Annotated in this window: 23 protein-coding genes and 1 tRNA gene; 12 read left to right on the top strand and 12 right to left on the bottom strand. The window is 67.5% G+C overall.

Translation table 11 applies throughout. The features are described 5' to 3' along the window. Positions 1 to 102: 102 nt before the first annotated feature. The 5 genes from ACNFJ7_RS09145 to ACNFJ7_RS09125 all read right to left on the bottom strand — a co-directional run bounded on the left by ACNFJ7_RS09145 (position 103) and on the right by ACNFJ7_RS09125 (position 4,493). Positions 103 to 2,202: a S9 family peptidase gene (locus ACNFJ7_RS09145; RefSeq protein ID WP_019370007.1), complete on the bottom strand. Its 2,100-nt coding sequence runs from the start codon at positions 2,200 to 2,202 to the stop codon at positions 103 to 105. Positions 2,203 to 2,233: 31 nt separating this feature from the next. Then, positions 2,234 to 2,461 (bottom strand): hypothetical protein, encoded by a 228-nt coding sequence (locus ACNFJ7_RS09140; protein WP_152997899.1) that lies wholly within the window; start codon positions 2,459 to 2,461, stop codon positions 2,234 to 2,236. Positions 2,462 to 2,523: 62 nt separating this feature from the next. Beyond that, complete coding sequence (locus tag ACNFJ7_RS09135; RefSeq protein WP_019370009.1) at positions 2,524 to 2,922, bottom strand: hypothetical protein; 399 nt, start codon at positions 2,920 to 2,922, stop codon at positions 2,524 to 2,526. A gap of 79 nt (positions 2,923 to 3,001) precedes the next feature. After that, positions 3,002 to 3,649 (bottom strand): hypothetical protein, encoded by a 648-nt coding sequence (locus tag ACNFJ7_RS09130; RefSeq protein WP_019370010.1) that lies wholly within the window; start codon positions 3,647 to 3,649, stop codon positions 3,002 to 3,004. 181 nt (positions 3,650 to 3,830) lie between these two features. Then, positions 3,831 to 4,493: a DUF4893 domain-containing protein gene (locus ACNFJ7_RS09125; RefSeq protein WP_019370011.1), complete on the bottom strand. Its 663-nt coding sequence runs from the start codon at positions 4,491 to 4,493 to the stop codon at positions 3,831 to 3,833. Between the two features lie 191 nt (positions 4,494 to 4,684). Between ACNFJ7_RS09125 and ACNFJ7_RS09120 the strand changes: the two genes are divergently transcribed. Then, positions 4,685 to 5,218: a superoxide dismutase family protein gene (locus ACNFJ7_RS09120; protein WP_026009216.1), complete on the top strand. Its 534-nt coding sequence runs from the start codon at positions 4,685 to 4,687 to the stop codon at positions 5,216 to 5,218. Between the two features lie 160 nt (positions 5,219 to 5,378). Here ACNFJ7_RS09120 and ACNFJ7_RS09115 read toward each other — a convergent pair whose 3' ends face one another. Next, the gene (locus ACNFJ7_RS09115) at positions 5,379 to 6,947 is read right to left on the bottom strand and encodes a spinster family MFS transporter (protein WP_019370013.1); all 1,569 of its coding nucleotides are present in this window, start codon (positions 6,945 to 6,947) and stop codon (positions 5,379 to 5,381) included. A gap of 80 nt (positions 6,948 to 7,027) precedes the next feature. Between ACNFJ7_RS09115 and ACNFJ7_RS09110 the strand changes: the two genes are divergently transcribed. From ACNFJ7_RS09110 to ACNFJ7_RS09100, 3 genes are all read left to right on the top strand, one after another. Beyond that, positions 7,028 to 7,501 (top strand): low molecular weight protein-tyrosine-phosphatase, encoded by a 474-nt coding sequence (locus ACNFJ7_RS09110; protein ID WP_019370014.1) that lies wholly within the window; start codon positions 7,028 to 7,030, stop codon positions 7,499 to 7,501. Between the two features lie 25 nt (positions 7,502 to 7,526). Then, complete coding sequence (locus ACNFJ7_RS09105; RefSeq protein WP_019370015.1) at positions 7,527 to 8,654, top strand: zinc-binding dehydrogenase; 1,128 nt, start codon at positions 7,527 to 7,529, stop codon at positions 8,652 to 8,654. A 176-nt stretch (positions 8,655 to 8,830) separates the two neighbouring features. Further along, positions 8,831 to 10,234 carry a methyl-accepting chemotaxis protein gene (locus tag ACNFJ7_RS09100; RefSeq protein ID WP_019370016.1) on the top strand — a complete coding sequence of 468 codons (1,404 nt, stop codon included), beginning with the start codon at positions 8,831 to 8,833 and terminating at the stop codon, positions 10,232 to 10,234. Positions 10,235 to 10,249: 15 nt separating this feature from the next. Here ACNFJ7_RS09100 and ACNFJ7_RS09095 read toward each other — a convergent pair whose 3' ends face one another. Then, complete coding sequence (locus ACNFJ7_RS09095; protein WP_019370017.1) at positions 10,250 to 10,720, bottom strand: monooxygenase family protein; 471 nt, start codon at positions 10,718 to 10,720, stop codon at positions 10,250 to 10,252. 20 nt (positions 10,721 to 10,740) lie between these two features. Here ACNFJ7_RS09095 and ACNFJ7_RS09090 point away from each other — a divergent pair, with 20 nt between their 5' ends. Continuing rightward, the gene (locus tag ACNFJ7_RS09090; protein ID WP_236704525.1) at positions 10,741 to 11,349 is read left to right on the top strand and encodes a TetR/AcrR family transcriptional regulator; all 609 of its coding nucleotides are present in this window, start codon (positions 10,741 to 10,743) and stop codon (positions 11,347 to 11,349) included. Here the strand turns inward: ACNFJ7_RS09090 and thpR are convergent. Continuing rightward, positions 11,331 to 11,867 (bottom strand): RNA 2',3'-cyclic phosphodiesterase, encoded by a 537-nt coding sequence (gene thpR, locus ACNFJ7_RS09085; protein WP_019370019.1) that lies wholly within the window; start codon positions 11,865 to 11,867, stop codon positions 11,331 to 11,333. The two genes, ACNFJ7_RS09090 and thpR, sit on opposite strands and share 19 nt — an antisense overlap. Positions 11,868 to 12,032: 165 nt before the next feature. Between thpR and ACNFJ7_RS09080 the strand changes: the two genes are divergently transcribed. Together ACNFJ7_RS09080 and ACNFJ7_RS09075 are read left to right on the top strand one after the other, a co-directional pair. Then, entirely contained in the window at positions 12,033 to 12,800 is a 768-nt protein-coding gene (locus tag ACNFJ7_RS09080; protein WP_019370020.1) for a Bax inhibitor-1/YccA family protein, read from the top strand. Positions 12,801 to 12,935: 135 nt separating this feature from the next. Beyond that, positions 12,936 to 13,286: a hypothetical protein gene (locus tag ACNFJ7_RS09075; protein ID WP_019370021.1), complete on the top strand. Its 351-nt coding sequence runs from the start codon at positions 12,936 to 12,938 to the stop codon at positions 13,284 to 13,286. A gap of 152 nt (positions 13,287 to 13,438) precedes the next feature. Here the strand turns inward: ACNFJ7_RS09075 and ACNFJ7_RS09070 are convergent, their stop codons facing one another. The 3 genes from ACNFJ7_RS09070 to ACNFJ7_RS09060 all read right to left on the bottom strand — a co-directional run bounded on the left by ACNFJ7_RS09070 (position 13,439) and on the right by ACNFJ7_RS09060 (position 16,178). Then, positions 13,439 to 13,879, bottom strand: coding sequence for a response regulator (locus ACNFJ7_RS09070; RefSeq protein WP_019370022.1), 441 nt, complete (start codon positions 13,877 to 13,879; stop codon positions 13,439 to 13,441). Between the two features lie 167 nt (positions 13,880 to 14,046). Beyond that, a complete protein-coding gene (locus ACNFJ7_RS09065) occupies positions 14,047 to 14,667 on the bottom strand; it encodes a response regulator transcription factor (RefSeq protein ID WP_019370023.1) in 621 nt (206 codons plus the stop codon). Continuing rightward, a complete protein-coding gene (locus tag ACNFJ7_RS09060; protein ID WP_019370024.1) occupies positions 14,664 to 16,178 on the bottom strand; it encodes a PAS domain-containing sensor histidine kinase in 1,515 nt (504 codons plus the stop codon). Before ACNFJ7_RS09060 ends, ACNFJ7_RS09065 begins: the two co-directional genes overlap by 4 nt. A gap of 323 nt (positions 16,179 to 16,501) precedes the next feature. On the opposite strand from ACNFJ7_RS09060, the gene ACNFJ7_RS09055 reads away from it, so the two are divergent. The 5 genes from ACNFJ7_RS09055 to ACNFJ7_RS09035 all read left to right on the top strand — a co-directional run bounded on the left by ACNFJ7_RS09055 (position 16,502) and on the right by ACNFJ7_RS09035 (position 21,837). Continuing rightward, positions 16,502 to 17,392, top strand: coding sequence for an ROK family protein (locus ACNFJ7_RS09055; protein ID WP_019370026.1), 891 nt, complete (start codon positions 16,502 to 16,504; stop codon positions 17,390 to 17,392). Positions 17,393 to 17,450: 58 nt separating this feature from the next. Continuing rightward, a tRNA-Pro gene (locus ACNFJ7_RS09050) sits at positions 17,451 to 17,527 on the top strand. 102 nt (positions 17,528 to 17,629) lie between these two features. Next, positions 17,630 to 18,196 carry an ATP-dependent protease subunit HslV gene (gene hslV / locus ACNFJ7_RS09045; RefSeq protein ID WP_019370027.1) on the top strand — a complete coding sequence of 189 codons (567 nt, stop codon included), beginning with the start codon at positions 17,630 to 17,632 and terminating at the stop codon, positions 18,194 to 18,196. 128 nt (positions 18,197 to 18,324) lie between these two features. Next, positions 18,325 to 19,617, top strand: coding sequence for an ATP-dependent protease ATPase subunit HslU (gene hslU, locus ACNFJ7_RS09040; protein ID WP_019370201.1), 1,293 nt, complete (start codon positions 18,325 to 18,327; stop codon positions 19,615 to 19,617). A 102-nt stretch (positions 19,618 to 19,719) separates the two neighbouring features. Then, on the top strand, positions 19,720 to 21,837 hold the full coding sequence (locus ACNFJ7_RS09035) for a S9 family peptidase (RefSeq protein ID WP_019370200.1): 2,118 nt from the start codon (positions 19,720 to 19,722) through the stop codon (positions 21,835 to 21,837). Between the two features lie 148 nt (positions 21,838 to 21,985). On the opposite strand, the gene ACNFJ7_RS09030 is transcribed toward ACNFJ7_RS09035, so the two are convergent. Then, positions 21,986 to 22,387 carry a hypothetical protein gene (locus tag ACNFJ7_RS09030; protein WP_019370199.1) on the bottom strand — a complete coding sequence of 134 codons (402 nt, stop codon included), beginning with the start codon at positions 22,385 to 22,387 and terminating at the stop codon, positions 21,986 to 21,988. Position 22,388 lies beyond the last annotated feature (1 nt).

Below are 22,388 nucleotides of genomic sequence, written 5' to 3'. Positions count from 1 at the left end.
CGTCTGTCACCCTCACCCTCCCATCGCTGGCGCGATGGGCCCCTCCCTCTCCCAAGGGGAGAGGGGTTAAGGTCCGGCGAAGCCGCGGAAGGGTGAGGGAGTTTAGGCTTCCACCCCCAACTGCCAAAGCACGAACGCCATCTCGTCGGCATATTCGCGCAAACTCTCCCACCGCCCGGACTTGCCGCCATGGCCGGCGCCCATATTGGTCTTGAGCAGCAGGATATTGTCGTCGGTCTTGGTCGCGCGCAGGCGGGCGGCCCATTTGGCGGGCTCCCAATAGGTCACGCGCGGGTCGTTGAGGCCGCCCGAGATCAGCATCGGCGGATAGGCTTGCGCCTTCACATTGTCGTACGGGCTGTAGCTGCGGATCAGCTCGAACGCCGCCTTGTCCTCGATCGGGTTGCCCCATTCGGGCCACTCGCCGGGGGTGAGCGGTAGGCTTTCGTCGAGCATGGTGTTGAGCACGTCGACGAAGGGCACGTCGGCGATCACGGCGCCCCATAGCGCGGGATCGGAATTGACCACCGCGCCCATCAGTTCGCCGCCCGCCGATCGGCCGGCGATGGCGATCTGGCCCGGCGCGGTATAGCCGAGGGAGATCAGCCCCTTGGCCACGTCGACGAGATCATTGAACGTGTTGGTGCGCTTTTCCAGCTTGCCCTCGTGATACCAGTGCTGGCCGAGATCGTCGCCGCCGCGGATATGGGCGATGGCGAAGGCCATGCCGCGATCGAGGAACGACACGCGGCTGGTCGAGAAGCCCGGCGGGATGGCGTGGCCATAGGCGCCGTACGCATAGAGATAGAGCTTGCCGGTGCCGTCGCGCGGGAAGTCAACGGGCATAACGATCGAGACGGGGACGGCGGTGCCGTCGCGCGCGGTGATGGTCAGGCGCTCGGTGCGATACTTGGCTTTGTCATAGCCGCTGGGGATTTCCTGAACCTTGAGCGTCTCCAGGGCGCCGGTGGCGACGTCGTAATCCTGGACGGTGCCGGGGGTGACCATCGATTCATAGCCGAGCCGCAGCTTGGTGACGGCGTATTCGGGGTTGTCGCCCAGGCCCGCGACATAGCTCGCCTCGGGGAATTGCAGGCGCGTCGGGGGCACGCTCGCGTCGTAGCGGTGCAGCTCGATCTGGTCGAGCCCGTCCTCGCGGCCCTCGACCACGAAGAAATCGGCGAAACAGGCCACCCCGGTCATGTAGAAATGGCGCGAGGGGGCGATGCGCTCGGTCCATTCGCCGGGCGCCGCGATCGGCGCGGTGACGAGGCGCCAGTTGGTGTCGGTATCGTTGGTGTGGATGAACAGCGTGTCGCCGTGCGTGTCGACGTCGTACTCGCGGCCGGTCTTGCGTGGGGCGACGAGGATCGCCTGCCCCAGCGGATCGTGCGCGGGGAGGAGACGGATCTCGCTGGTCTCATGGTCGCTGGTGGTGAGCAGGATCCACTTGCGGTCGCTGCTCGTCTCGACGCCGACCGAGAAGCCGAGTTCCTCCTCGTGATAGACGACCACGTCCTGCGCCGGATCGGTGCCGAGGCGGTGGAGCTTGATCGTGCGGGTGCGCCAATGCTCGTCGGTGAGGCCGTAGAGCAGCGCGTCGCCGCCGGAGGTGAAGACGAGATTGCCGATCGAGCCTTCGATCGCGACATTGCCCCAGCGGCCGGCGGCGCCGGGGATGGTCTCGTCCGGCGTCGTGCCGGTGCCCAGGTCCTTGAAGCGGATGGTGTAGCGTTCGGAGCCGTTGTCGTCGGTCGAATAGGCCATCAGCGTGCCGTCCTCGCTGATGCTCACTGCGCCGACGCGGAAATATTCCTTGCCCGCGGCGAGCGCGGGTTCGTCGAGGATCAGCTCGTCGGGGCCGCCGGCGACGGGCTTGCGCCACCAGCGCGGATATTCGCCGCCGGTTTCGTAATCGGTCCAGTAGAGCCAGTCGCCGTCCTTCTGGGGGACGGTGGATTCGTCTTCCTTGATGCGGCCGCGCATCTCCTGGAACAGCGTTTCGGAGAGCGCCTTGTGGGGGGCCATGATCGCGTCGAAATAGGCATTCTCGGCCTCGAGATAGGCGAGCACGTCCTTGTCCTGCACGTCGGGATAGCCGGGGTCGCGCAGCCAGGCCCAGGGATCTTCGATGGTGATGCCGTGGTGGGTGACGCTGTGCGGCCGAGTGGCGGCGACGGGGGGCTTGGGATGTTCGCTCATCGCATCGTTGTAGGAAGCCGCGGGCGTTTCGTCATCCCTTGCGCCGCGGCTGCGCGACCAGGCGGGTGGGGCGGTGGCAGAGGTGGCAGAAGGCGAAATCGAACAGCGTGGTCAGCTGCCAGCGCTGATCGGACCGGTTCCATTCGGCCCAGGCGTCGCGCGTCACTTCCGCCCCGCCGCAATGTTCGCAGACATAGTCGACCGGCGGCGCACCGGCAGGGCGGCCATCGGAAGCGGGCGGGGCGGGTTGGCGGGACACGCCGCGCGGCATAGCCCATCGCTGCTCCGTTCCGGCGCGAGATGCCTCCGAAATGGAGACGATCAGGCGGCGCGGGCCTGCGCGGCCATGGCGCGGCACATGCGATCGAGCGCATCGGCGACGAGCCGGGCGGCGTCGGGATCGAGGCCGGGATCGGCGGCGATGGCACGATCCATCGCGTGCGCCCATTGCGCGGCGGTTTCGGACGTGACGGGCAGGGCGCGGTGGAACGACATGATGCACATGCCCGGCCGGCTGGTGAACCAGTCGCGCGGACCGCCGCTCCAGGCGATCAGGAACCGGGCGAGCGACTGGCGGACGGGACCGAAATCGTCGCCGTGCATCGCCTTCAGCGCGGCATAGGCGGAATCGGTTTCGACCAGATCATAGAAGCGATCGACGATCGCGCAGAGCGCTTCGGCGCCGCCGAGGCGATCATAGGGGGTGGGAGAAACCGACATGCCGCCCCTGCTAGCGGCAAGGGCGGCATGCGGCGTTGATCCAGGTCAACCGGGGCGCCAGGCACCCCGGCATGCCCGATCAGAAGTGAGCGATCACACCCGCCATCGGGCGGAAGCTCTTCGCGTCGTTGAACGTGTTCATCTCGACACGCAGGCGGACGCCGCTGTTGCCGGTGATGCCGCCCAGGCCGATATCCTTCGGGCCGACTTCGACGCCCAGACCATAGGTCATCGCGTGATAATCGCGGCTGTCATTGCCGAGACGATCGAAATTGACCCACTGATAGCCGACCTTGCCGTAGATCAGGCCGCTTTCACCGGCGCGCAGGCCGACGCGACCGGCAGCGCCATATTCCCAATCGATGTCGCCATCGATGCCCTTGGCGACATTGCCTTCGGCGCCGACGAACACCGGGCCGAGCGGCACGTTCACGCCGACCACGCCCTGCACCAGCGAGCCATCATAGCGATAGCCGTTCGGCTGCACCGGAATGCCGGCATTTTCCTGGCGATCGAAGCGTTCCCAGCCGCCGAGGATACCGACATACGGCTCGATGCCGAACGCACGGGTGCCGTCGGGCGCGGTGGTGGTGCCGCTATCGGCCTGTGCGGACGTGGTGGTGGCGGTGCCGGCCGAACCTGCGCCATAGGTGCTGTCCTGCGCGAAAGCGGGGACGGCGAGGGGCAGCGCGGCACTGAGTGCCGCGACGGCGATGATGTTACGCATTGGGAGAACCTCGTACGCTATTAAACCGAATATCCCTGCACCTGGCCGAGCGTCAGCGGCGGGCGGGGATGTCGGGTCCAATGCCGGGCTGGTGGCGAAGGTTGCGTCGCGGCAAACCTTTTCACCTACCTGTTGCAGTGCGGCAACGGTTTCTGTCGCTGCGATGAACGCGGGTGGCGGTTCAGCCCTTGGGCTGGCCTTCGGCCGGAACCGGGGTGAGTTCGTACAGGTCGACGCTGCCCGGACGCTCGCCCGGAACCGCCAGCCGCCAACGGAACGGACCGAAGCGTTCGACCAGCCCGACCACGTCGCGCGCCCCCGCGCTGCCATAGCCGATATCGTTCGCGCCCGCCTTGCGCTGGCGAGCGCCCAGGAACACCGCGCGCTTGCCATCGGGGAAGACATAGCCCGCGACGATATCGGTGCCGGTCTGCTTGGCGAGGCCGAGCGGCGCGTCTTCCGCCGCTTCGCCGGCGGGCGAAATGAAGCAGAAGCCGCTGGGCGTCGGCTGGACGAGCGCACCGCCGCGTGCGGACGGACGCAGGCGCAGCGTGCGGCAGCGATAGGAACCGGGCGGCAGCGCCGGGTGCGGCTGGCCTGCCTCCGGATCGAGGACCGCGCCGGTCTTCACCCGGATCGGCGCGCGCAGGCCGGTGTAGAGCCGGCGCCAATCGCCCGGCAGCGCTTCCAGCCGCGGGATGTCGCTATCGGCGATGCGGGTGCGCCACAGCGGCGGGGCAGGCGGCACGTCGACATGAGGGACGACAAGGGTGACCGCCGGGCTGGCAGGCTGGCAGGCAGCGAGCACGGGCAAGGCAAGCATCGCAACGGCGAGCCGGTACATGTTTGATTTCCCCTGATGAAACCGCAGCGCCGCGCGGCGCTTGTCGAGCGAGCACGGTCGTTGAAGAGTCTTAACGAAAAGTAAACGCTGCGGCAAACCGTCCCCCATCCGCGATGAGCGTGGCATTGCCCCTTGGAACCGAGCGAGCAAGCGGCCATTACCGGGGGGATGGTACAGGTGGGAGTAGGTTGATGACGGGACGGATTCTGGCGGCGGGAGGGCTGGCGATGCTGGCGCTTACCGGGTGCGTCACCAAGGCGCAGAACGAGCGCTACATGGCGGGCCAACACCGCGCCCAGGCCGAGCTGCGCGATGCCGGCGGCAAGATCGTCGGCACCGCGGTTGCCGAGGAAATCGACGGATCGATCCGCGTGCTGGTGGACGTGCGCGGCGTGGCGCCGGGGCCGCACGGCGTACATGTGCACACCGTCGGCAAGTGCACCGCCCCCGATTTCACCAGCGCAGGCGGCCATTGGAACGCCACCGCCAAGCAGCATGGCAAGGAAAACCCGATGGGGCCGCACAGCGGCGACATGCCCAACCTGAAGGTGGACGAGAAGGGCAGCGGCAATGGCCGCTTCATGCTGGAAGGCGGCACCTTCGCCGGCCTGCTGGACGAGGATGGCGCATCGCTGGTCGTCCATGCGGGCGAGGATGATTACAAGACCGATCCGTCCGGCAACAGCGGCGGGCGGATCGCCTGCGGCGTATTCCAGGCGATGTGAGCGGCTGGGGAGAGGGTAGCGCCTCTCCCGCTCCCCGTGGGAGGCGGTGCAAGACCTCCCCGTCCTTCCCGCGGCGGGAACCAATCGACTGCGCGCGGATGACGATGCAGGTCCGCCCTGGGCGCTCGCCGTTGCCCGCCCTGGGCAAGCCCGAACGCTGCTACAGCGCCTCGCCGGCGGCGCTGGCCCGGGCGAGCTTCGAGCTCTCGGCGGCGGGCAGCAGGCGATAGGCCGCGAAGATCGCCGCGAGCGCGAGCGGCACGCTGGCGAACAGCGACAGCACGCCGGTGCCGAGATCGCCGGTGAGCGTTGAGATCCGGCCCGCCAGATAGGGGCCGAGCGCCAGCCCGATCAGCGTGGTGCCGATGAAGAAGGCGGCGGTAGCGGTGCCGCGCATGCGAGGCAGCACCAGATCCTGGGTGGTCGCCGCCGCCGCGCCGAGCGCACCGCAGATCAGGAACTGCGCCAGCGGCAGCATGGCATAGGCCATGGTGGGCGTGCGCGCGGTGAAGGCCAGCGCCATCGGCAGCAGCGGTGCGAGGCAGCCGAACAGGATGACATGCAACCGCCCGACGGGGCTGCGCGTGCGCAGATGATCCGCGACGCGGCCGGCAAGGGTGACGCCGAGGAACCCGGCGAGCGCCGCCGGCGCGCCGATCCAGAAGCCGACTTCGCCCAGCTGTTCGGGCGGGATGGCGAAGCTGCGCCGCACGAAACTGGGGGCGAAGGCGGCCATCGCATAGGCGAGGAAGGTGTTGAGGCCATAGGCCAGCACCACGCAGAGAAAGGCCGGCGTGCCGAGGATCAGCGCATAGGTGGGCGGATCGCGCCGCTTGAGCGCCACTCCCCAGCTATAAACGGCATAGACGCCGATGCCGATCGCGATCCACTGGGCAGGGGGTTCGCCCAGCGCGACGAGCAGCGCGACCAGCCCGGCGACCAGCGCCAGCACCGCGAGGTTGCGGGCGAGCGCGCGGGACCCCAGCCGCGCCGCGCCGATCAGCGTGAAGGGCGGGACGATCGTGACCAGCTCTTCGAAAAACGCCCGGAAGGGCGCGGGATGGGCGGGGGTGGAGATGCCTTCGGACAGGCCGCGCGGCGGCTCGCGCAGGGTGAAGGTCCAGGCGGCGGCGAGCAGCCCCGGCAAGCCGACCGCAAGGAACGCCGCCTGCCATCCCACCAGCCCCAGCGGCCCGCCGCCGGGATAGGCGAGGTTCCAGCGCTGGACAATCGTGGCGCCGATGAGCAGCGAACAGCCGCCGCCGAGATAGATGCCGGAAGAGTAGAGCGCGAGCGCAGTGGCGCGCAACCGCCGGGGAAACCAATCGGAGATCAGCGAATAGGCGGCTGGGCCGGCGCTGGCTTCGCCGATACCGACACCGATGCGGGCGAGCGCGAGCGTGAGCCCGCTGCGAGCAAAGCCGGACAGCGCCGTCATGCTGGACCAGAGCGCGAGCCCCGCAGTCATCAGCCGCACCCGATGCCAGTTGTCCGCCAGGCGGCCGAGCGGGATGCCGAACAGCGCGTAGAAGACGCCGAAGGCGGTGCCGTAGAGAAAGCCGATATCCTGATCGCTGAGACCGAGGTCGCGCTTGATATCGTCCGCGAGGATCGCGACGATCTGGCGATCGACGAAATTCAGGATGTAGACCAGCAGCAGCAGGGACAGCACATACCAGGCATAGGGACGCGCCTGGACCGAATCCGGTGCGGAGTTATTGCCGGCCATACCCTCTCCTTCGGCGCATGCTCGCCATTGCCGATCAGGCTAGCAGAGCGTACCCATTTTACGAAAGGATCATTTTCCCGATGCGCAAACCGGCATTCCTGTTCGTCTGCCTGGGCAATATCTGTCGCTCGCCGCTGGCCGAGGCGGCGTTTCGCGCGGCGGCCGAGGCGGCGGGAGTGGACGCGATCGCCGATTCGGCGGGCACCGGCGACTGGCATGTCGGCAACCCGCCGGACCGGCGATCGATCGCGGTGGCGGCGCGGCACGGCATCGACATTGGCAGCCTGCGTGCCCGGCAGGTGACGCGCGCCGATTTCGAGCGGTTCGACCATATCCTGGCGCTGGACCCGCAGAACCTGGCCGATCTGCGCCGCATCGCGCCGGCCGGCGGCGGCGCCGCACGGCTGCGGCTGCTGCTCGACGTGGTGCCGGGGTGGCAGGGACGGGCGGTGGACGACCCCTATTATGGCGGACCCGACGGGTTCGACCGAACCTGGGACGAAGTGCGCACCGCGGCGGACATGCTGGTGCGCGAACTCGTTGAACGCCGCTGAAGGCAACATCCAAGGAGAGGCAGACATGGCATTTACCGGACGCGAACTACGCTCGACCCTGACCGAGGACGGCACGCTGCGACTGTCGCTGGAGCAGGTGACGCATGGCGAGCCTGCTGCGGATTCGGTGGTGGTGCGCGTGGAGGCGGCGCCGATCAACCCGAGCGACCTTGGCCTGCTGCTAGGGCCGGCGCAGGTCGACACGCTGCGCGAAGAAGGCACCGCCGAGGCCCCCGTGCTGGTGTTCGAGGTGCCGAAGGGCCGGCTGGGCAGCATGAAGGCGCGGCTGGGCCAATCGCTGGCGGTGGGCAACGAGGGCGCCGGCACCGTCGTCGCGGCAGGAGCCGATGCGCAGGGCCTGCTCGGCAAGCGCGTGGGCATGGCGGGCGGCGCGATGTTCGCCGATTTTCGCACGCTGAAGGCGCGCGAGGTGACGCCGCTGCCCGAAGGCGCGAGCGCAGCCGACGGCGCGGCGCTGTTCGTCAATCCGATGACCGCGCTGGGCTTTGTCGAGACCGCCAGGCGCGAGGGGCACAAGGCGATCGTGCACACCGCCGCTGCCTCCAACCTTGGGCAGATGCTGCAGAAGCTGTGCCTGGCGGATGGCATCCCGCTGGTGAACATCGTGCGATCCGAGGAGCAGGCGGCGATCCTGCGCGGCATCGGCGCCACCCATGTGCTGAACAGCAAGGACGAGGATTTCCGCGCGCGGCTGACCGATGCGGTGGCGGAAACCGGTGCGACAATCGCGTTCGATGCGATCGGCGGCGGCACGCTGGGCAGCGATATCCTGCAGGCGATGGAAGCGGCGGCGGTGCGCGCGATGGCGGAATATAGCCGCTACGGATCGGACCAGTTCAAGCAGCTCTATATCTATGGCGCGCTGGACCTGGCGCCGACCACGCTCAACCGGCTGGCGTTCGGCTTCCAGTGGAGCGTTTCGGGCTGGCTGCTGATGCCGTTCCTGCAGCGCGCCGGCGGCGAGACGGTGGGTGCGATGCGCCGCCGTGTGCTGGCCGAACTGACCACGACCTTCGCGAGTCGCTATACGCGCACGATCGGCCTGGCCGAGGCGCTGAAGCCGGAGGTGCTGCGTGCCTATGAGCGCAAGGCGACGGGCGAGAAGTTCTTGATCGATCCCGGAAAAGGCTGATCGGGGGCAGGCGGCGCGTGTCAAGAGCACCTGCACAAAGGTACGTATTGTTTCCGTCATGTGTCGATCGCGCCGTTTTGCGAAAAACTCGCCTACAATGCGTGAGAGAGGGTCAGGCGAGGCACACTGCCGCGCGATAGAGCCTCGCAGCGGATCGCAAGGCAAGGAAGCGCACCATGTTCCAATCATTCGAAGTGAAGCTACCCATTCGGCAGAAGATGAAGGTGGCGTTTGCTTGGATGATCGGCCTGATGGTGCTGCTGACGGTGAGCGCCGTCGTGCTGCCGACGATGGCCCTGCTGGCGGTGGCCGCCGCGGTGATCGGCTTTGCTTTCTACCTCGCGGTCAATTTCCGCCGCGCGGTGTGCGACCCCTATGTGGCGACGGTCGTGCGGATGGAAGGGCTGGCGGCGGGCGATCTCGCCTCGCCGATCGCGCATACCGATTATGAGGATTGCGTGGGCCGCATCTCGCGCGGGATGCTGATCTTCCGCGACGCCGCCGTGGCGCAGAAGGAAGCCGCCGAGCAGCAGGCCGATGTGGTGCGCGTGCTCGGCGCGTCGCTGCAGCGGCTGGCGGCGGGCGACCTGACCGCCGACGTGACCGTCGACTTCCCGGGCGCCAATGCCCAGCTCAAGACCAATTTCAACGAAGCGCTGGCGGCGCTGCGCGACCTGGTGCGTTCGGTGTCGATGTCGGCCGAGACGATCAGCACCGGCGCGGCGGAGATCGCCAGCGCCTCCGAAGACCTTTCGCGCCGCACCGAAAGCGCGGCGGCAAGCCTGGAAGAAACCGTCGCGTCGATCGGCGAGATGGACCAGCGGCTGCGCTCGACCGCGTCCAGCGCGACCGAGACGGTGGCGCGCGCCGACGGCGCAATCGGATCGGTGGAGGCCGGGCGCAGCGTGGCGGACCAGGCGGTGTCGGCGATGAGCCGCGTCTCCGAAAGCGCCAAGGGCATCGACGACGTGATCGAAGGCCTCGACAAGATCGCCTTCCAGACTCGCGTTCTGGCGATGAACGCCGCCGTGGAGGCGGGCCGTGCAGGTGAGGCGGGCCGCGGCTTTGCGGTGGTCGCCGATCTCGTCTCCGCCCTGGCGATGCGCGCCGAGGAAGAAGCCGGCCGCGCCCGCGAGCAGCTGACCGCCACCCAGACCGACGTGACCGCCGCGGTGGGCATGGTGCAGCGCGTCGACGAGGCCTTTGCCGCGATCGCGGGCGATGTGCGCGAGGTGCACGACCTGCTCGGCAGCATGGCAACGGCCAACCAGGCCCAGGCCTCGTCGGTCGGCGAGATCAGCACCGCAATGACGGTGATGGATCAGGCGACCCAGCAGAACGCCGCGATGGTGGAGCAGACCTCTGCCGCCGCACGCAACCTCAGCACCGAAGTGGAAGCGCTGAAGCGCCAGGCCCAGGCCTTCACCGTCGACGCAGGCGGCAACGGCGCGCGGACCAACCTGCCGCTGAAGCGGCCGACGATCGGGCGCCCGGCAGCGGCACCCCGCACTCGCACCGCCGCACCGGCCGCAGCCGCGGCGATGACGGCATCGGCCGAAGGCGACTGGGCGTCGTTCTGACGGCGCCCGCCCCCGCTAGCCTTCCAGCCCGGCATGGGCCTGGAGGCGCTGGCGGGTCGACAGCAACGTGCCGACCGGCCGCGCCGGCGGCGCGAACATGCCGAGCCCGAGCCGCTGGCCGGGCAGGTTGACGTACACCGCCTCGATCCCCCGCGCGCCATAGGCTTCGTGCCAGAAGCCGGCGCCCTGGGGATCCTTCAGGAAATCGCGCCACCAGAGGCTGTGCGGTGCGGTGCGGGTGAAGGCCTCCAGGCTGGGAAGGTCGCGCCAATATTGGCGGAAGCCGATATGGTTCCAGCCGAACAGCATCCCATCCTCCGCCAGCAGCCCGTCCGGCGGATCCTTGCGCAGCGCCGCCAGGCCGCGCCCGATCCGCAGCATCGCCGGTATCGCGCGCAGGCGGCGCAGCTTGAACCCCAGAATCACGACGATCAGATCGGGATAGGCGGCGAGGTCGACGGTCTCGCGGGATGGTGCGGCTTGCATGACGACTCTCCGTGTTTACAATGTACACTCGTTCTAGCGATGTGTACGGTGTAAACAAGATGGAAAATGCGGCGACGGAGGGCAGATTGCGGCCGCGTCTGATCGAGGCGGCGATGGCGCTGCTCGATCAGGCCGGGACCGAAGGCGTGACGCTGCGTGCGCTGGCCAAGGCGACCGGCGTCTCCGCAATGGCGCCCTATCGCCACTTTGCCGACAAGGCGGCGCTGCTCGGCGCGGTTGCCGAGGCAGGCTTCGCGCTGCTGGCCGAAGCGCTGGCGCAGGCCGATCGGGCCGAGAGCCCGCGCGCTGCGCTGCTCGCCCAGGGCCTTGCCTATTTCCACTTCGCGCAAGGGCGGCCGGCGCTGTTTCGCCTGATGTTCGGCGGAGGGGCGGGATGCGACACGCCGCCGCCGCAAGGCTATGGCGAGGCGTTCCAGATCCTTTCCCGTCGCGTCGCCACGCTGGCTGCGGGCGATCCGGCGAGCGCGACCATGGCCGCCTGGGGCACGGTGCACGGGCTGACGACGCTGGCGCTGGACGGCAAGCTGCCCGCCGCCGACGCGCCCATCGCGGCGGCGCTGGGGTTGCTGGTGAACGGAATTGCCGCCGATCAACCGCGCAGCGGATAACGCCCGATCGCCTCGTACACCGATCCCTCGCCGCCGAGATGGCTTTCGTACAAGAGGAAGTTGTCGACCGTGAAAGGCGGGCTGGCGAGCCCGGCATGATCGTGGAGGAAGCGATCGTTTGCGCCCGGCACTGCCTTCATCCGCGCCAGCGTGACATGCGGCAAATAAGCGCGGCGTTCGGGCTCCAGCCCCAGGCGGACCAGCGCCTGATCGATCTTCTGGTGGAGCTGCGCGACCTGTTCGTGCGGGCGCAGCCCGGCCCAGAGCGCATTGGGGCGGCCGCGGGAGTCGAACTCGCCGACGCCTGCGATCGCCAGCTCGAACGGCGGGAAGCGGACATTGTCGAGCGCGATGGCGACCTCTTCGGCGAGGGCGCGATCGACCTCGCCGATGTAGCGCAGCGTGCAGTGCAACTGCTCGTCGCTCTGCCAACGCGCGCCGACCACGCCGCCGGCCAGAGCAAGCAATTGCGCGCGAATCGCGGGGGGCGGGCGGAAGCCGACGAACAGACGATGCATGGCAATGGTCCCAGTTGAAGGCGGTGGCGCGCCGTCCGACGCCGCAAATATCGAGTCTGCGCCCTGTGTCGAAAGGTTGCTACACCCGGTTTTGCTTGAAATACGCGCATAGCAGGACGATATTCCAGCCATCCGGCGTTATGCCGGGCAAAGGAGTTTTTTCGAATGGCTAACTGGTCTGATCCCCGCACGAGCGAGTCGCCCTTCGCGACGGCTGGTGCACGCGCCGCGGCGCATGACGCGGGGCTCCGGTCGTACATGCTGTCGGTCTACAACTACATGCTGTCCGGCGTGCTGCTGACCGGCATCGTGGCCCTTGCGTTCGGCAAGGTCGCTTCGCTGCAGGCGCTGCTGTTCCAGGTAGTGGAAACCAGCCGCGGTCTGTCGCTGCAGCCGACGATGCTCGGCTGGGTGGCGATGCTGTCGCCGCTGGCGATCGTGTTCGCGATGAGCTTCGGCCAGAGCCGCATGTCCGAAGGCACGCTGAAGGCGCTGTTCTTCGCCTATGCCGGCCTGCTGGGTGCGTCGCTCTCGACGATCTTCACCACCTATACCGACATGTCGATCGCGCAGGTGTTCTTCGGCACCGCGGCCGGCTTCGCGGCGCTGAGCGTCTATGGCTACACGACCAAGAAGGATCTGTCGGGCTTCGGCACGTTCCTGATCATCGGCCTGGTCGGTCTGATCGTCGCGTCGATCGTCAACTTCTTCCTGGAGTCGGGCACGATGAGCCTGGTGATCAGCGCCGTGGGCGTGCTGATCTTCGCCGGCCTGACCGCCTATGACACGCAGAAGATCAAGAGCATCTACACCTATGTCGCCGGCACGCCGGAGCAGGGCAAGGTCGCGATCATGGGAGCGCTGAAGCTCTATCTCGACTTCATCAACATGTTCCTGTTCCTGCTTCGCCTGTTCGGCAGCTCGCGCGACTGACCCTCGCGCCAGGGAAATGCAGCAAGGGCCCGGCGGAGCGATCCGCCGGGCCCTTTCTTTTCGGGCAGCGCGTACGGGAATGGGAACGGGACTCCGGCACCGGCCGTTCTAGACAGCCAACGCTCAGGAGAGTGCATGATGACCAACAACCCGCTGGACCCTGCGATGGACCGGATGTCGGTTGCCCCCGATCCGCAGGCGGACGAAGACGGCAAGGGCGCCGTTCATTCGGCCGATGCGGGCACCGATCTTTCGATCGCAGAACGCCTCGCCCGCGATCCGCAGAGCCGCGACGCCCGGCTCGATCGCGCGCTCGACGAATCGATGGACGCATCGGATCCGCCCGCTTCGACGCAGCCGATCCACAACAATCAGGTACCGGAAAGCTCGGGCTATAATGCCGAAGCCGAACGGAACCGCGCAGAGGACAAGACGGTCGGCAAGGGCGTGATCGACAAGGCATTGTCGAAGCTGGGTCTCGACTGAGCAGCCACGCGCGCCCTGGCCCGCCCCCCGACCTGGGGCGCGCGTGAAGCTCATATCGATGCCGCGGTGATCGCCGCCGAACCTGGAATCGCCGTCGCGGTGCACATCGCGGCGGCGATTTCCGTGTTGGTGGCCGGAGATGCCGTAGCGGTTCAGGCCGGCGGCGCGTCGCGATCGGAGCCGGTCAGCGCACCGAGCAGATCAAGGCTGCGCAACGGCTTTTCGAGGAAGATGGCGTAGCCGCCCTGCCGCGCGGCGTCCTCCAGCCCGGTATGCGGATGGCCGGTCATCAGCACGGCATGGCCCTCCCATCCGGTTGCGCGCATCGCCTGGAGGAGGCCGATGCCGTCGCCATCGGGCAGCCGATAATCGGCGAGCAGATATCCCGTCTCCGCGCCGCTCGGATCGGCCAGCGCGGATGCCGCCGTGCGATGGGCGCGGACGCTATAGCCGTGCCCGTGCAGCAGCAATTGTGTCGCGCGACGCACGCCATCATCGTCTTCGACGAGCAATACGCTGGGGCGTTCGGAAGGCAGCGGGCGGACCATGATCGACCGCGCGTGCCACGCCGACGCAGGGCTGTCGTTACGCAATGTTCCTAGGACGCGAGGGTGGATGCCCGCAGCTCCACCTCAGGTGAGGGGGGCGCCCATGCTCCCTCTCCGCTCATAGGGAGGGGAAGGCAGTCGCGAAGCGCCGGAAGGTGATGGGCGATGTCCAGCACGCCGGCCCCGCCGCAGTGCCGGCGGCGCGGCGTGCCTCAGAGCGACTGGTCGAGCTTGGCGGCGAAGGCGAGGCGCAGTGCTTCCGACAGGCTGCGCGCGCCCAGCTTGCTCATCGCATTGGCGCGGTGGACCTCCACCGTGCGCGGCGAGATGCCGAGATCATAGGCGATCGTCTTGTTCGGATGGCCGCGCACCAGCCCGCGCAGCACATCCTGTTCGCGCGGGGAAAGCTGACCGATCCGCCGGGCGGCTTCGTGCTGCGATGCCAGCGCTTCATCGCCGCGACCGAGTTGTTCGAAGCCGCGATCCAGCGCCTCGATCAGCGCTTCGCGTTCGAACGGCTTTTCGAGAAAGTCGACCGCGCCGCCCTTCATCGCCGCCACCGCCGTGCCGACATCGCCATGCCCGGTCAGCACGATCACCGGCAGCTTGACGCCGCGGCTGGCAAGTTCGGCCTGCACTTCGATGCCGTCCATTTCGGGCATCCGCACGTCGAGCAGGATGCAGCCCGGCTTTGCGTCCGCCACCCGCTCCAGAAAGGCGACGCCGGAAGGATAGGTGTCGACGGCGAAGCCGGAGGTGCGCAGCATGAAGCTGGTCGAGCGGCGGACCGACTCCTCGTCATCGACCAGATGGATGTACTTCTGTTCCGTCATGCCTGTTCCTCGTGCGCCGACAGCAGCGTGAAGTTGAAGATCGTGCCGCCCTCCGGGCGGGGCTCTGCCCAGATCCGGCCGCCATGCGCCTCCACGATCGTGCGGCAGATCGACAGGCCCAGGCCCATGCCCTGTTCCTTGGTGCTGCTGAACGCCTGGAACAGCCGCGGCGCGAGTTCCGGCGCGATGCCGGGCCCGGTATCCGCCACCCAGATGCGCACCAGGTTGCGCGGCGCCGTTTCGGACCCGATCGTCACTTCCCGCACCGTGCTGGCGGCCATCGCCTCCACCGCGTTGCGGATCAGGTTGACCAGCACCTGCTGGATCTGCACGCGATCGCACAGCACCGCGGTGGCGTGTGGATCGAGCGCGTAGAAGGCGCGCACGCCCAGTTCGCGCGATCCGCTGAGCGCCAGGCGGCTTGCCTCGTCGATCAGCCGGGGCAGATCGGCCAGACCCATATCCGCCTCGCCGCGCGAGACGAAGGCGCGCAGGCGGCGGACGATGTCGCCGGCGCGCAACGCCTCCTTCACCGATTCCTCCATCGCCTCGCGAATCATTTCCTGATCCTCGGGATCCTCGCTGTCCTGCTCCATCAGGTTGCGGCCGGCGCTCAGATAATTGGCGATGGCGGTGAGCGGCTGGTTGAGCTCGTGCGCCAGCGTGGAGGCCATGGTGCCCATCGCCGAGAGGCGCGAGACGTGGATCAGCTCGGACTGCAGTTCCTTCAGTCGCAGCTCGGCGCGCTGCTCGTCGGTCAGATCGCGGATGAAGCCGGTGAAGATGCGGTGCCCGTCGCTGCTCGCTTCGCCGACCTGCAGCTCCATCGGAAAATCGGTGCCGTCGCGCCGCTGGCCGACAACGATGCGCCCGATGCCGATCACCCGGCGCTCGCCGGTCGTCATGTAGCGGGCGAGATAGCTGTCGTGCAGCTGCGCATCCGGTGAGGGCATCAGCATCCGCACGTTGCGGCCGACCACATCTTCCTCGCGCCAGCCGAACAGCCGCTCCGCCGCGGCGCTGAACGACAGGACCCGGCCCTGATCGTCGATCACCACCATCGCCGAGGGCACGGTGGCGAGAATCGAGCGCAGGTGCAGTGCGCTGCCCGCCAGCGCGGTTTCGGAGGCCTTGCTGTCGGTGATGTCGCGAAACACCTCCGCATAGCCGCGCAAGCTGCCGTCCGAATCGACCAGCGCGGTCAGCTGGACTTCGGCGAGATATTCGCTGCCGTCGCGCCGCACCCGCCAGCCTTCCTCGATCAATCGGCCTTCGACGCGGACGCGGGCCAGATCGCGCGCCGGGCGCCCGGCTTCGACATCGGCGGCGGGATAATGCAGGCCCAGCGAAGCACCGAGCAGATCGGCGGGCGTCCAGCCGTCCTGCAGCTCGGCACCGCGGCTCCAGCTGGCGATCCGGCCATCCGGATCGAGCAGGAAGACGCCGCGATCGCTCGAGGCTTCCAGTAACAGCGCCGTTGCCGCAGGATCATGACTGGGGCGTTGGGTCATAAACTCCGACGATTACACGATAATGGCGCCATGATGGGCGCTTGCTGCGGATGTCGCAAGCCAGGTTTGACAAAGATCAACGTAATTGTTCGACAACGGCGCCACGCTCTCCCTCTTGCAGATGGAGGCGGATATGCTCGACGTCATCGGTAGCAACTATCTCTTCATGGTATTCGCGGCGATGGGGGTGTTCGCGCTCGCACTCGCCTTTGTCAGCCTCAGCGAATATCTGCACCGCACCGACCAGTGACCGCGTGAAAACCTTTGCGCGCACCGGCATCGGGGGGCTTCCCGAAGGGCGCGCGGCACGCTAGCGCGATGGCATGACTTCGAACCTGTCGATCGCCGGCCTGGAACTGGGCGGCACCAAATGCGTCGCCACGCTGGGCAGCGGACCTGAAGATGTCCGCGAACGCCACGTCATCCCCACCACCGATCCGGTGACAACGCTGGCCGCGATCGAGGCGGTGCTGGATGGCTGGACGTTCGACGCGATCGGCATTGCCAGCTTCGGCCCGATCGAGCTGAATCCGGCGCGGCCGAACTTCGGCTCGATCGTCGCGACGACCAAGCCGGGCTGGAACGACACCGATCTCACCAAGCGGCTCGCCGCACGCTATGCCAAGCCGCTGGCGATCCAGACCGACGTGAACGGCGCGGCACTGGCGGAAGCGCGCTGGGGTGCCTCGGCAGGGCTCTCCACGCACGCCTATATCACCATCGGCACCGGCGTGGGCGTGGGGCTGGTGGCCAATGGCCGTCCGATCATGGGCTATGCGCATGGCGAGGCAGGACACATGCGATCGGCCCGCGCGCCGGGCGACAGCTTCGCCGGCTGGTGCCCCTATCATGGCGATTGCGCCGAGGGTCTGCTTTCCGGCCCGGCGCTGGCGGCGCGCTTCGGCCGGCCGGGGCAGGACGTCGCCGACGACGCGCCCGAATGGGACTATTTCGCGCATGACCTGGCGGCGCTGCTCCACAATCTGGTGGTGAGCCTGGCACCCGAGCGGATCGCGATCGGCGGCGGGGTGATGACCAAGCGGCCGCAGTTGTTCGGCGCGGTGCGCGAAAAGCTGGCCGGCATGATCAACGGCTATGGCGCGCTGGCCGGCTATTGCGCCGAGCTCGACACGCGCGTCGGCCCGCCGGGGCTGGGCGACATGGCCGGGCCGCTCGGCGCGATCGCGATGGGGCTCGAAGCGCTCGATCGCTGAAACCGGTGTTTGGGGGTTGCGTCCGAGGCCCAAGCGGCATACAGGGCGCACCCTCGGTCGGGGCGTAGCGCAGCCTGGTAGCGCATCACACTGGGGGTGTGGGGGTCGCAGGTTCGAATCCTGTCGCCCCGACCAAGCCACACCCAAGAAATCCTGAAATTGTCGGATCGTTGCGCGGACGCGGCCTTAGGGGAATGCCCCCTTTGCAGGCCCGCACCCGCCACCCATATGCGGGCCATGAGCGACAAGAATACCGCGTGGCACGGCACGACGATCCTCTCCGTGCGGAAATCCGGAAAAGTGGTGATTGCAGGCGACGGCCAGGTTTCGGCCGGCAACACCGTGATGAAGCCCAATGCCCGCAAGGTCCGCCCCTTGGGCGACGGCAAGGTGATCGCGGGCTTTGCCGGCGCCACCGCCGACGCCTTCACCCTGTTCGAGCGGCTCGAGGCCAAGCTGGAGCGGCACCACGGCCAGCTGCTGCGCGCGGCGGTGGAGCTCGCCAAGGACTGGCGGACGGACAAGTATCTCCGCAACCTGGAGGCGATGCTGCTCGTCGCCGACAAGGACGTGACGCTGGTGATCACCGGCAATGGCGACGTGCTCGAGCCCGAAGCGCACGAGCATGGCATCGTCGCTTCGATCGGCTCAGGCGGCAATTTCGCGCTCTCCGCGGCGCGGGCGCTGATCGAATATGAACCCGACGCCGAGGTGGTCGCGCGCAAGGCGATGGCGATTGCGGGCGAGCTGTGCGTCTACACCAACGATCGGCTGACCGTGGAGACGCTGGAAAGCGTCGCCTGACTTCTTCTCCCCTTCCGCATGCGGGAGGGGTCGGGGGTGGGCGCCCGCTCTCCTCCAAAGACATCGCTCGCGGATGGCGGGCGCCCACCCCTAGCCCCTCCGGCACGCGGAAGGGGAACGAGTAGAACATGAACCAGAACCTCACCCCCAAGACGATCGTCGCCGCGCTCGACGCGCACATCATCGGCCAGAAGGATGCCAAGAAGGCCGTCGCCGTGGCGTTGCGCAACCGGTGGCGCCGGCAGCAGCTCTCCGCCGACCTCCGCGACGAGGTGACGCCGAAGAACATCCTGATGATCGGGCCCACCGGCTGCGGCAAGACCGAGATCAGCCGCCGCCTCGCCAAGCTGGCCGACGCGCCCTTCGTGAAGGTGGAAGCGACCAAGTTCACCGAGGTCGGTTATGTCGGCCGCGACGTCGAGCAGATTGCCCGCGATCTCGTCGAAGAGGCGATCCGCCTCGAGAAGGAGCGCCGCCGCTCTGCCGTGAAGGACAAGGCCGAGGAAGCGGCGATGGGCCGGCTGCTCGACGCGCTGACCGGCAAGGATTCGAGCACCGCCACCCGCGAGGCGTTCAAGCAGCGCTTCAACGAGGGGCTGCTGGATAATACCGAAGTCGAGATCGAGGTCGAGCAGGCGCCGCAGATGCCGTTCGACATCCCCGGCGGCGCGCCGCAGATGATCAACCTGTCGGAGATGATGAAGGGGCTGACCGGCACGCCGCTCAAGCGCCGCAAGCTCAACGTCCGCTCGGCCTGGGAAAAGCTCGTCGAGGAAGAGGCCGACAAGCGCCTCGACCAGGACGAGGTGAGCCGGGTGGCCCTTGCCGATGCGGAAGCGAACGGGATCGTCTTCCTCGACGAGATCGACAAGATCGCCGTGTCCGACGTGCGCGGCGGTTCGGTGAGCCGCGAGGGCGTGCAGCGCGACCTGCTGCCGCTGATCGAGGGCACCACGGTCGCCACCAAGTACGGCCCGATGAAGACCGACCATATCCTGTTCATCGCGAGCGGCGCGTTCCACGTCGCCAAGCCCAGCGACCTGCTGCCCGAGCTGCAGGGCCGCCTGCCGATCCGGGTGGAGCTGAAGGCGCTGACCGAGGAGGACTTCGTCGCGATCCTCTCCGACACCAAGGCGAGCCTGGTGCGGCAATATGCCGCGCTGCTCGGCACCGAGGGCGTCTCGATCGACTTTACCGAGGACGGCATCCGCGCGGTGGCGAAGATCGCCGCCGAGGTGAATGCCGAGGTGGAGAATATCGGTGCCCGCCGCCTGCAGACGGTGATGGAAAAGCTGCTCGAGGAAGTCAGCTTCGAAGCCGAGGACCGCAGCGGCAGCGCCGTGGTGATCGACGCGGCCTATGTCGACAAGCAACTGGCCAGCGTGGCGCGGAACACGGATCTGAGCCGCTACGTGTTGTGATGTTAAATACTAAGCCCCTCCCCCGCAGGGGAGGGGCTTGAGTAGCATCTAGCCCGACGATCTGGCAGGCTCCCCGGCATCGACTCGATTTCCGGGGGAAGTATGCACAAGTTCGTTCTCGCCGCGCTGCTGGCCGGTGCCGCCGCCGCGCCGCTGTTGGCCCAGTCGGGCGCGCCGACGCCGCCAGTGGCAGCCAAGAAGCCCTACACCGTCAAGGCGCCGTTCGGCGCGACGCGCGACGATCCCTATTACTGGCTGCGCGACGATACGCGGAAGAATCCGGAGATGCTGGCCTATCTCGCGGCCGAGAACGCCTATGCCGATGCGGTGCTGGCGAGCGAGAAGCCGCTGGCCGACACGCTGTACCGCGAGATAATCGGCCATATCAAACAGGACGATGCCTCCGTCCCCTACGCCAAGCACGGCTATTTCTATTACACCCGCTTCGATGCCGGCGCCGACTATTCGATCGTGGCGCGGCGCAAGGGCAGCATGACCGCGCCGGAACAGGTGCTGTTCGACCAGCCCGCCATGGCCAAGGGCAAGGGCTTCTTCCAGATCGGCAACTGGGAAGTGAGCCCGGACAATAGCCGCATCGCCTGGGCGGAGGACACGGTCGGACGGCGGCAATATGTGTTGAAGGTGAAGGACATCGCCACCGGCAAGCTGCTTGCCGACACGGTTTCCAACATCGAGGCCGGGCTGGTCTGGTCAGCCGACGGCAAGACCATCTTCTATGTCGAGAAGGATCCGGTGACACTGCTCGGTACGCGGGTGAAGGCGCATGTGCTGGGCACGCCTGCTTCGGCCGACCGGCTCATCTATACCGAGAAGGACGACACCTTCTACATGGGCATCGGCGCGACCAGCGACGAGCGCTATATCTGCATCCAGCTCCATTCGACGGTGAGCGACGAGCAGCGCTGCGCCCCCGCCGCCAACCCGGTGAACTTCACGCCCGTGGCGCCGCGCGAGCGCGACTTCCTGTACAATGCCGATCACCTGGGCGGCCGCTGGATCATCCGCACCAACTGGCAGGCGCCCAACTACCGGATCATGATGGTGCCGGACGCCAAGGCGTCGGCCGGCCGCGCCGCCTGGGCCGATCTGGTGCCGACCAGCGACACCGTGTTCATCGAGAATTTCCAACCCTTCACGCGCTTCCTGGCGATCGAGGAGCGCTCGGGCGGCAACAAGCGGCTGCGGATGCTGACCCCGGCGGGCAAGAGCAGCTTCGTCGAGGCGGACGAGCCGGCCTATGTAATGGAACTAGGCACCAACGCCGAGCCGGCCAGCCCGGTGCTGCGCTATACCTATGGCTCGCTGGTGACGCCGACCACGACCTATGAGGTGGACGCCGCCACCGGCAAACGCACTGTGCTGAAAGTGCAGCCGGTGCCGGGCTATGATGCCACCAAATACGTTACCGAACGCGTCTGGGCGACCGCGCGCGACGGCACCAAGGTGCCGGTGAGCCTGGTCCACGCCAAAAGCTTCAAGAAGGACGGCACCGCGGCGCTGTTCCAGTACGCCTATGGCAGCTACGGCTATTCGACCGATCCGGACTTCAATCCGATGCTGCCGAGCATGCTCGATCGCGGCATGGTCTATGCCATCGCGCATATCCGCGGCGGCCAGGAAATGGGCCGCAAATGGTACGACGACGGCAAGATCTTCCACAAGAAGAACAGCTTCACCGACTTCATCGACGTGACCCGCTTCCTGGTCGAGCAGGGCTATGCCGCCAAGGGCCGAGTGGCGGCGATGGGCGGCAGCGCCGGCGGGCTGCTGATGGGCGCGGTCGCCAACATGGCGCCGCAGGAGTATGGCGCGATCATTGCGCAGGTGCCCTTCGTCGACGTGGTGACGACGATGCTCGACAGCTCGATTCCGCTGACCACCGGCGAGTTCGACGAATGGGGCAACCCGGCCGAGCAGCGCTATTACGACTATATGCTCAGCTACTCGCCCTACGACAATGTCAGCGCCCAGGCGTATCCGGCGATGTATGTCGGCACCGGGCTGTGGGACAGCCAGGTGCAATATTACGAGCCGGCCAAATGGGTGGCGAGGCTGCGCGCAACCAAGACCGACCGGAACCCGCTGGTGTTCCGGGTCAACATGGAAGCCGGCCATGGCGGCAAGTCCGGCCGGTTCGAACGCTACAAGCAGAGCGCGGAATATCTGGCGTTCGCGCTGGGCCAGTTGAAGGTGCAGTAGGAGCAGCGATCATCCTTTCCCGAAAGGGAGAGGATGGGCTCAAATGCGATGGATTCCGTTCCGAAACGCCGTCATTCCCGCGCAGGCGGGGATGACGGCGAAATGGGTGCGCTGCGACTGCCCTGCCTCGCGAGGGCGTGGTGGCACCTCAGCCCGCAGGACGCGTGTACGGCGTGAACTTGCCCAGGCGGCACAGGGCGCTGGGGATGCTGGTGCCCGGCGTGAGCACGCTGAACTGATCGTTGCGGCAGAGCTGGCTGCCGCGCATCACCACGATCACCGTCGTCAGCGGCGCGAGCGACGGGCATTCGGCGACGAGATCGTTGCGATACAGCCGTCCGCCCTGGCGATAGATCAGCGTGCGCGTGTCGATGATCTGGGGGCCGTCGCTCATGCCCGGATTGATGCAATCCTGCTGCTTGCCCGGCACGCGATCGCCCAGCGCGCTGGCAAGTTCGCGGCGCGCCTGGGCATCGCGTTCGGCCTTGTATTCGGCATTCTGCGCACAGCCGGCAAGGGCGAGCCCGGCGAACATGATGGCGAAACGCATC

It is taken from the genome of Sphingomonas sp. HT-1 (genome assembly GCF_048568905.1).
Taxonomy (GTDB): Bacteria; Pseudomonadota; Alphaproteobacteria; order Sphingomonadales; family Sphingomonadaceae; genus Sphingomonas.
Note: the sequence above shows the minus strand (reverse complement) of the source record. Positions and strands in the feature narration are given on the sequence as shown.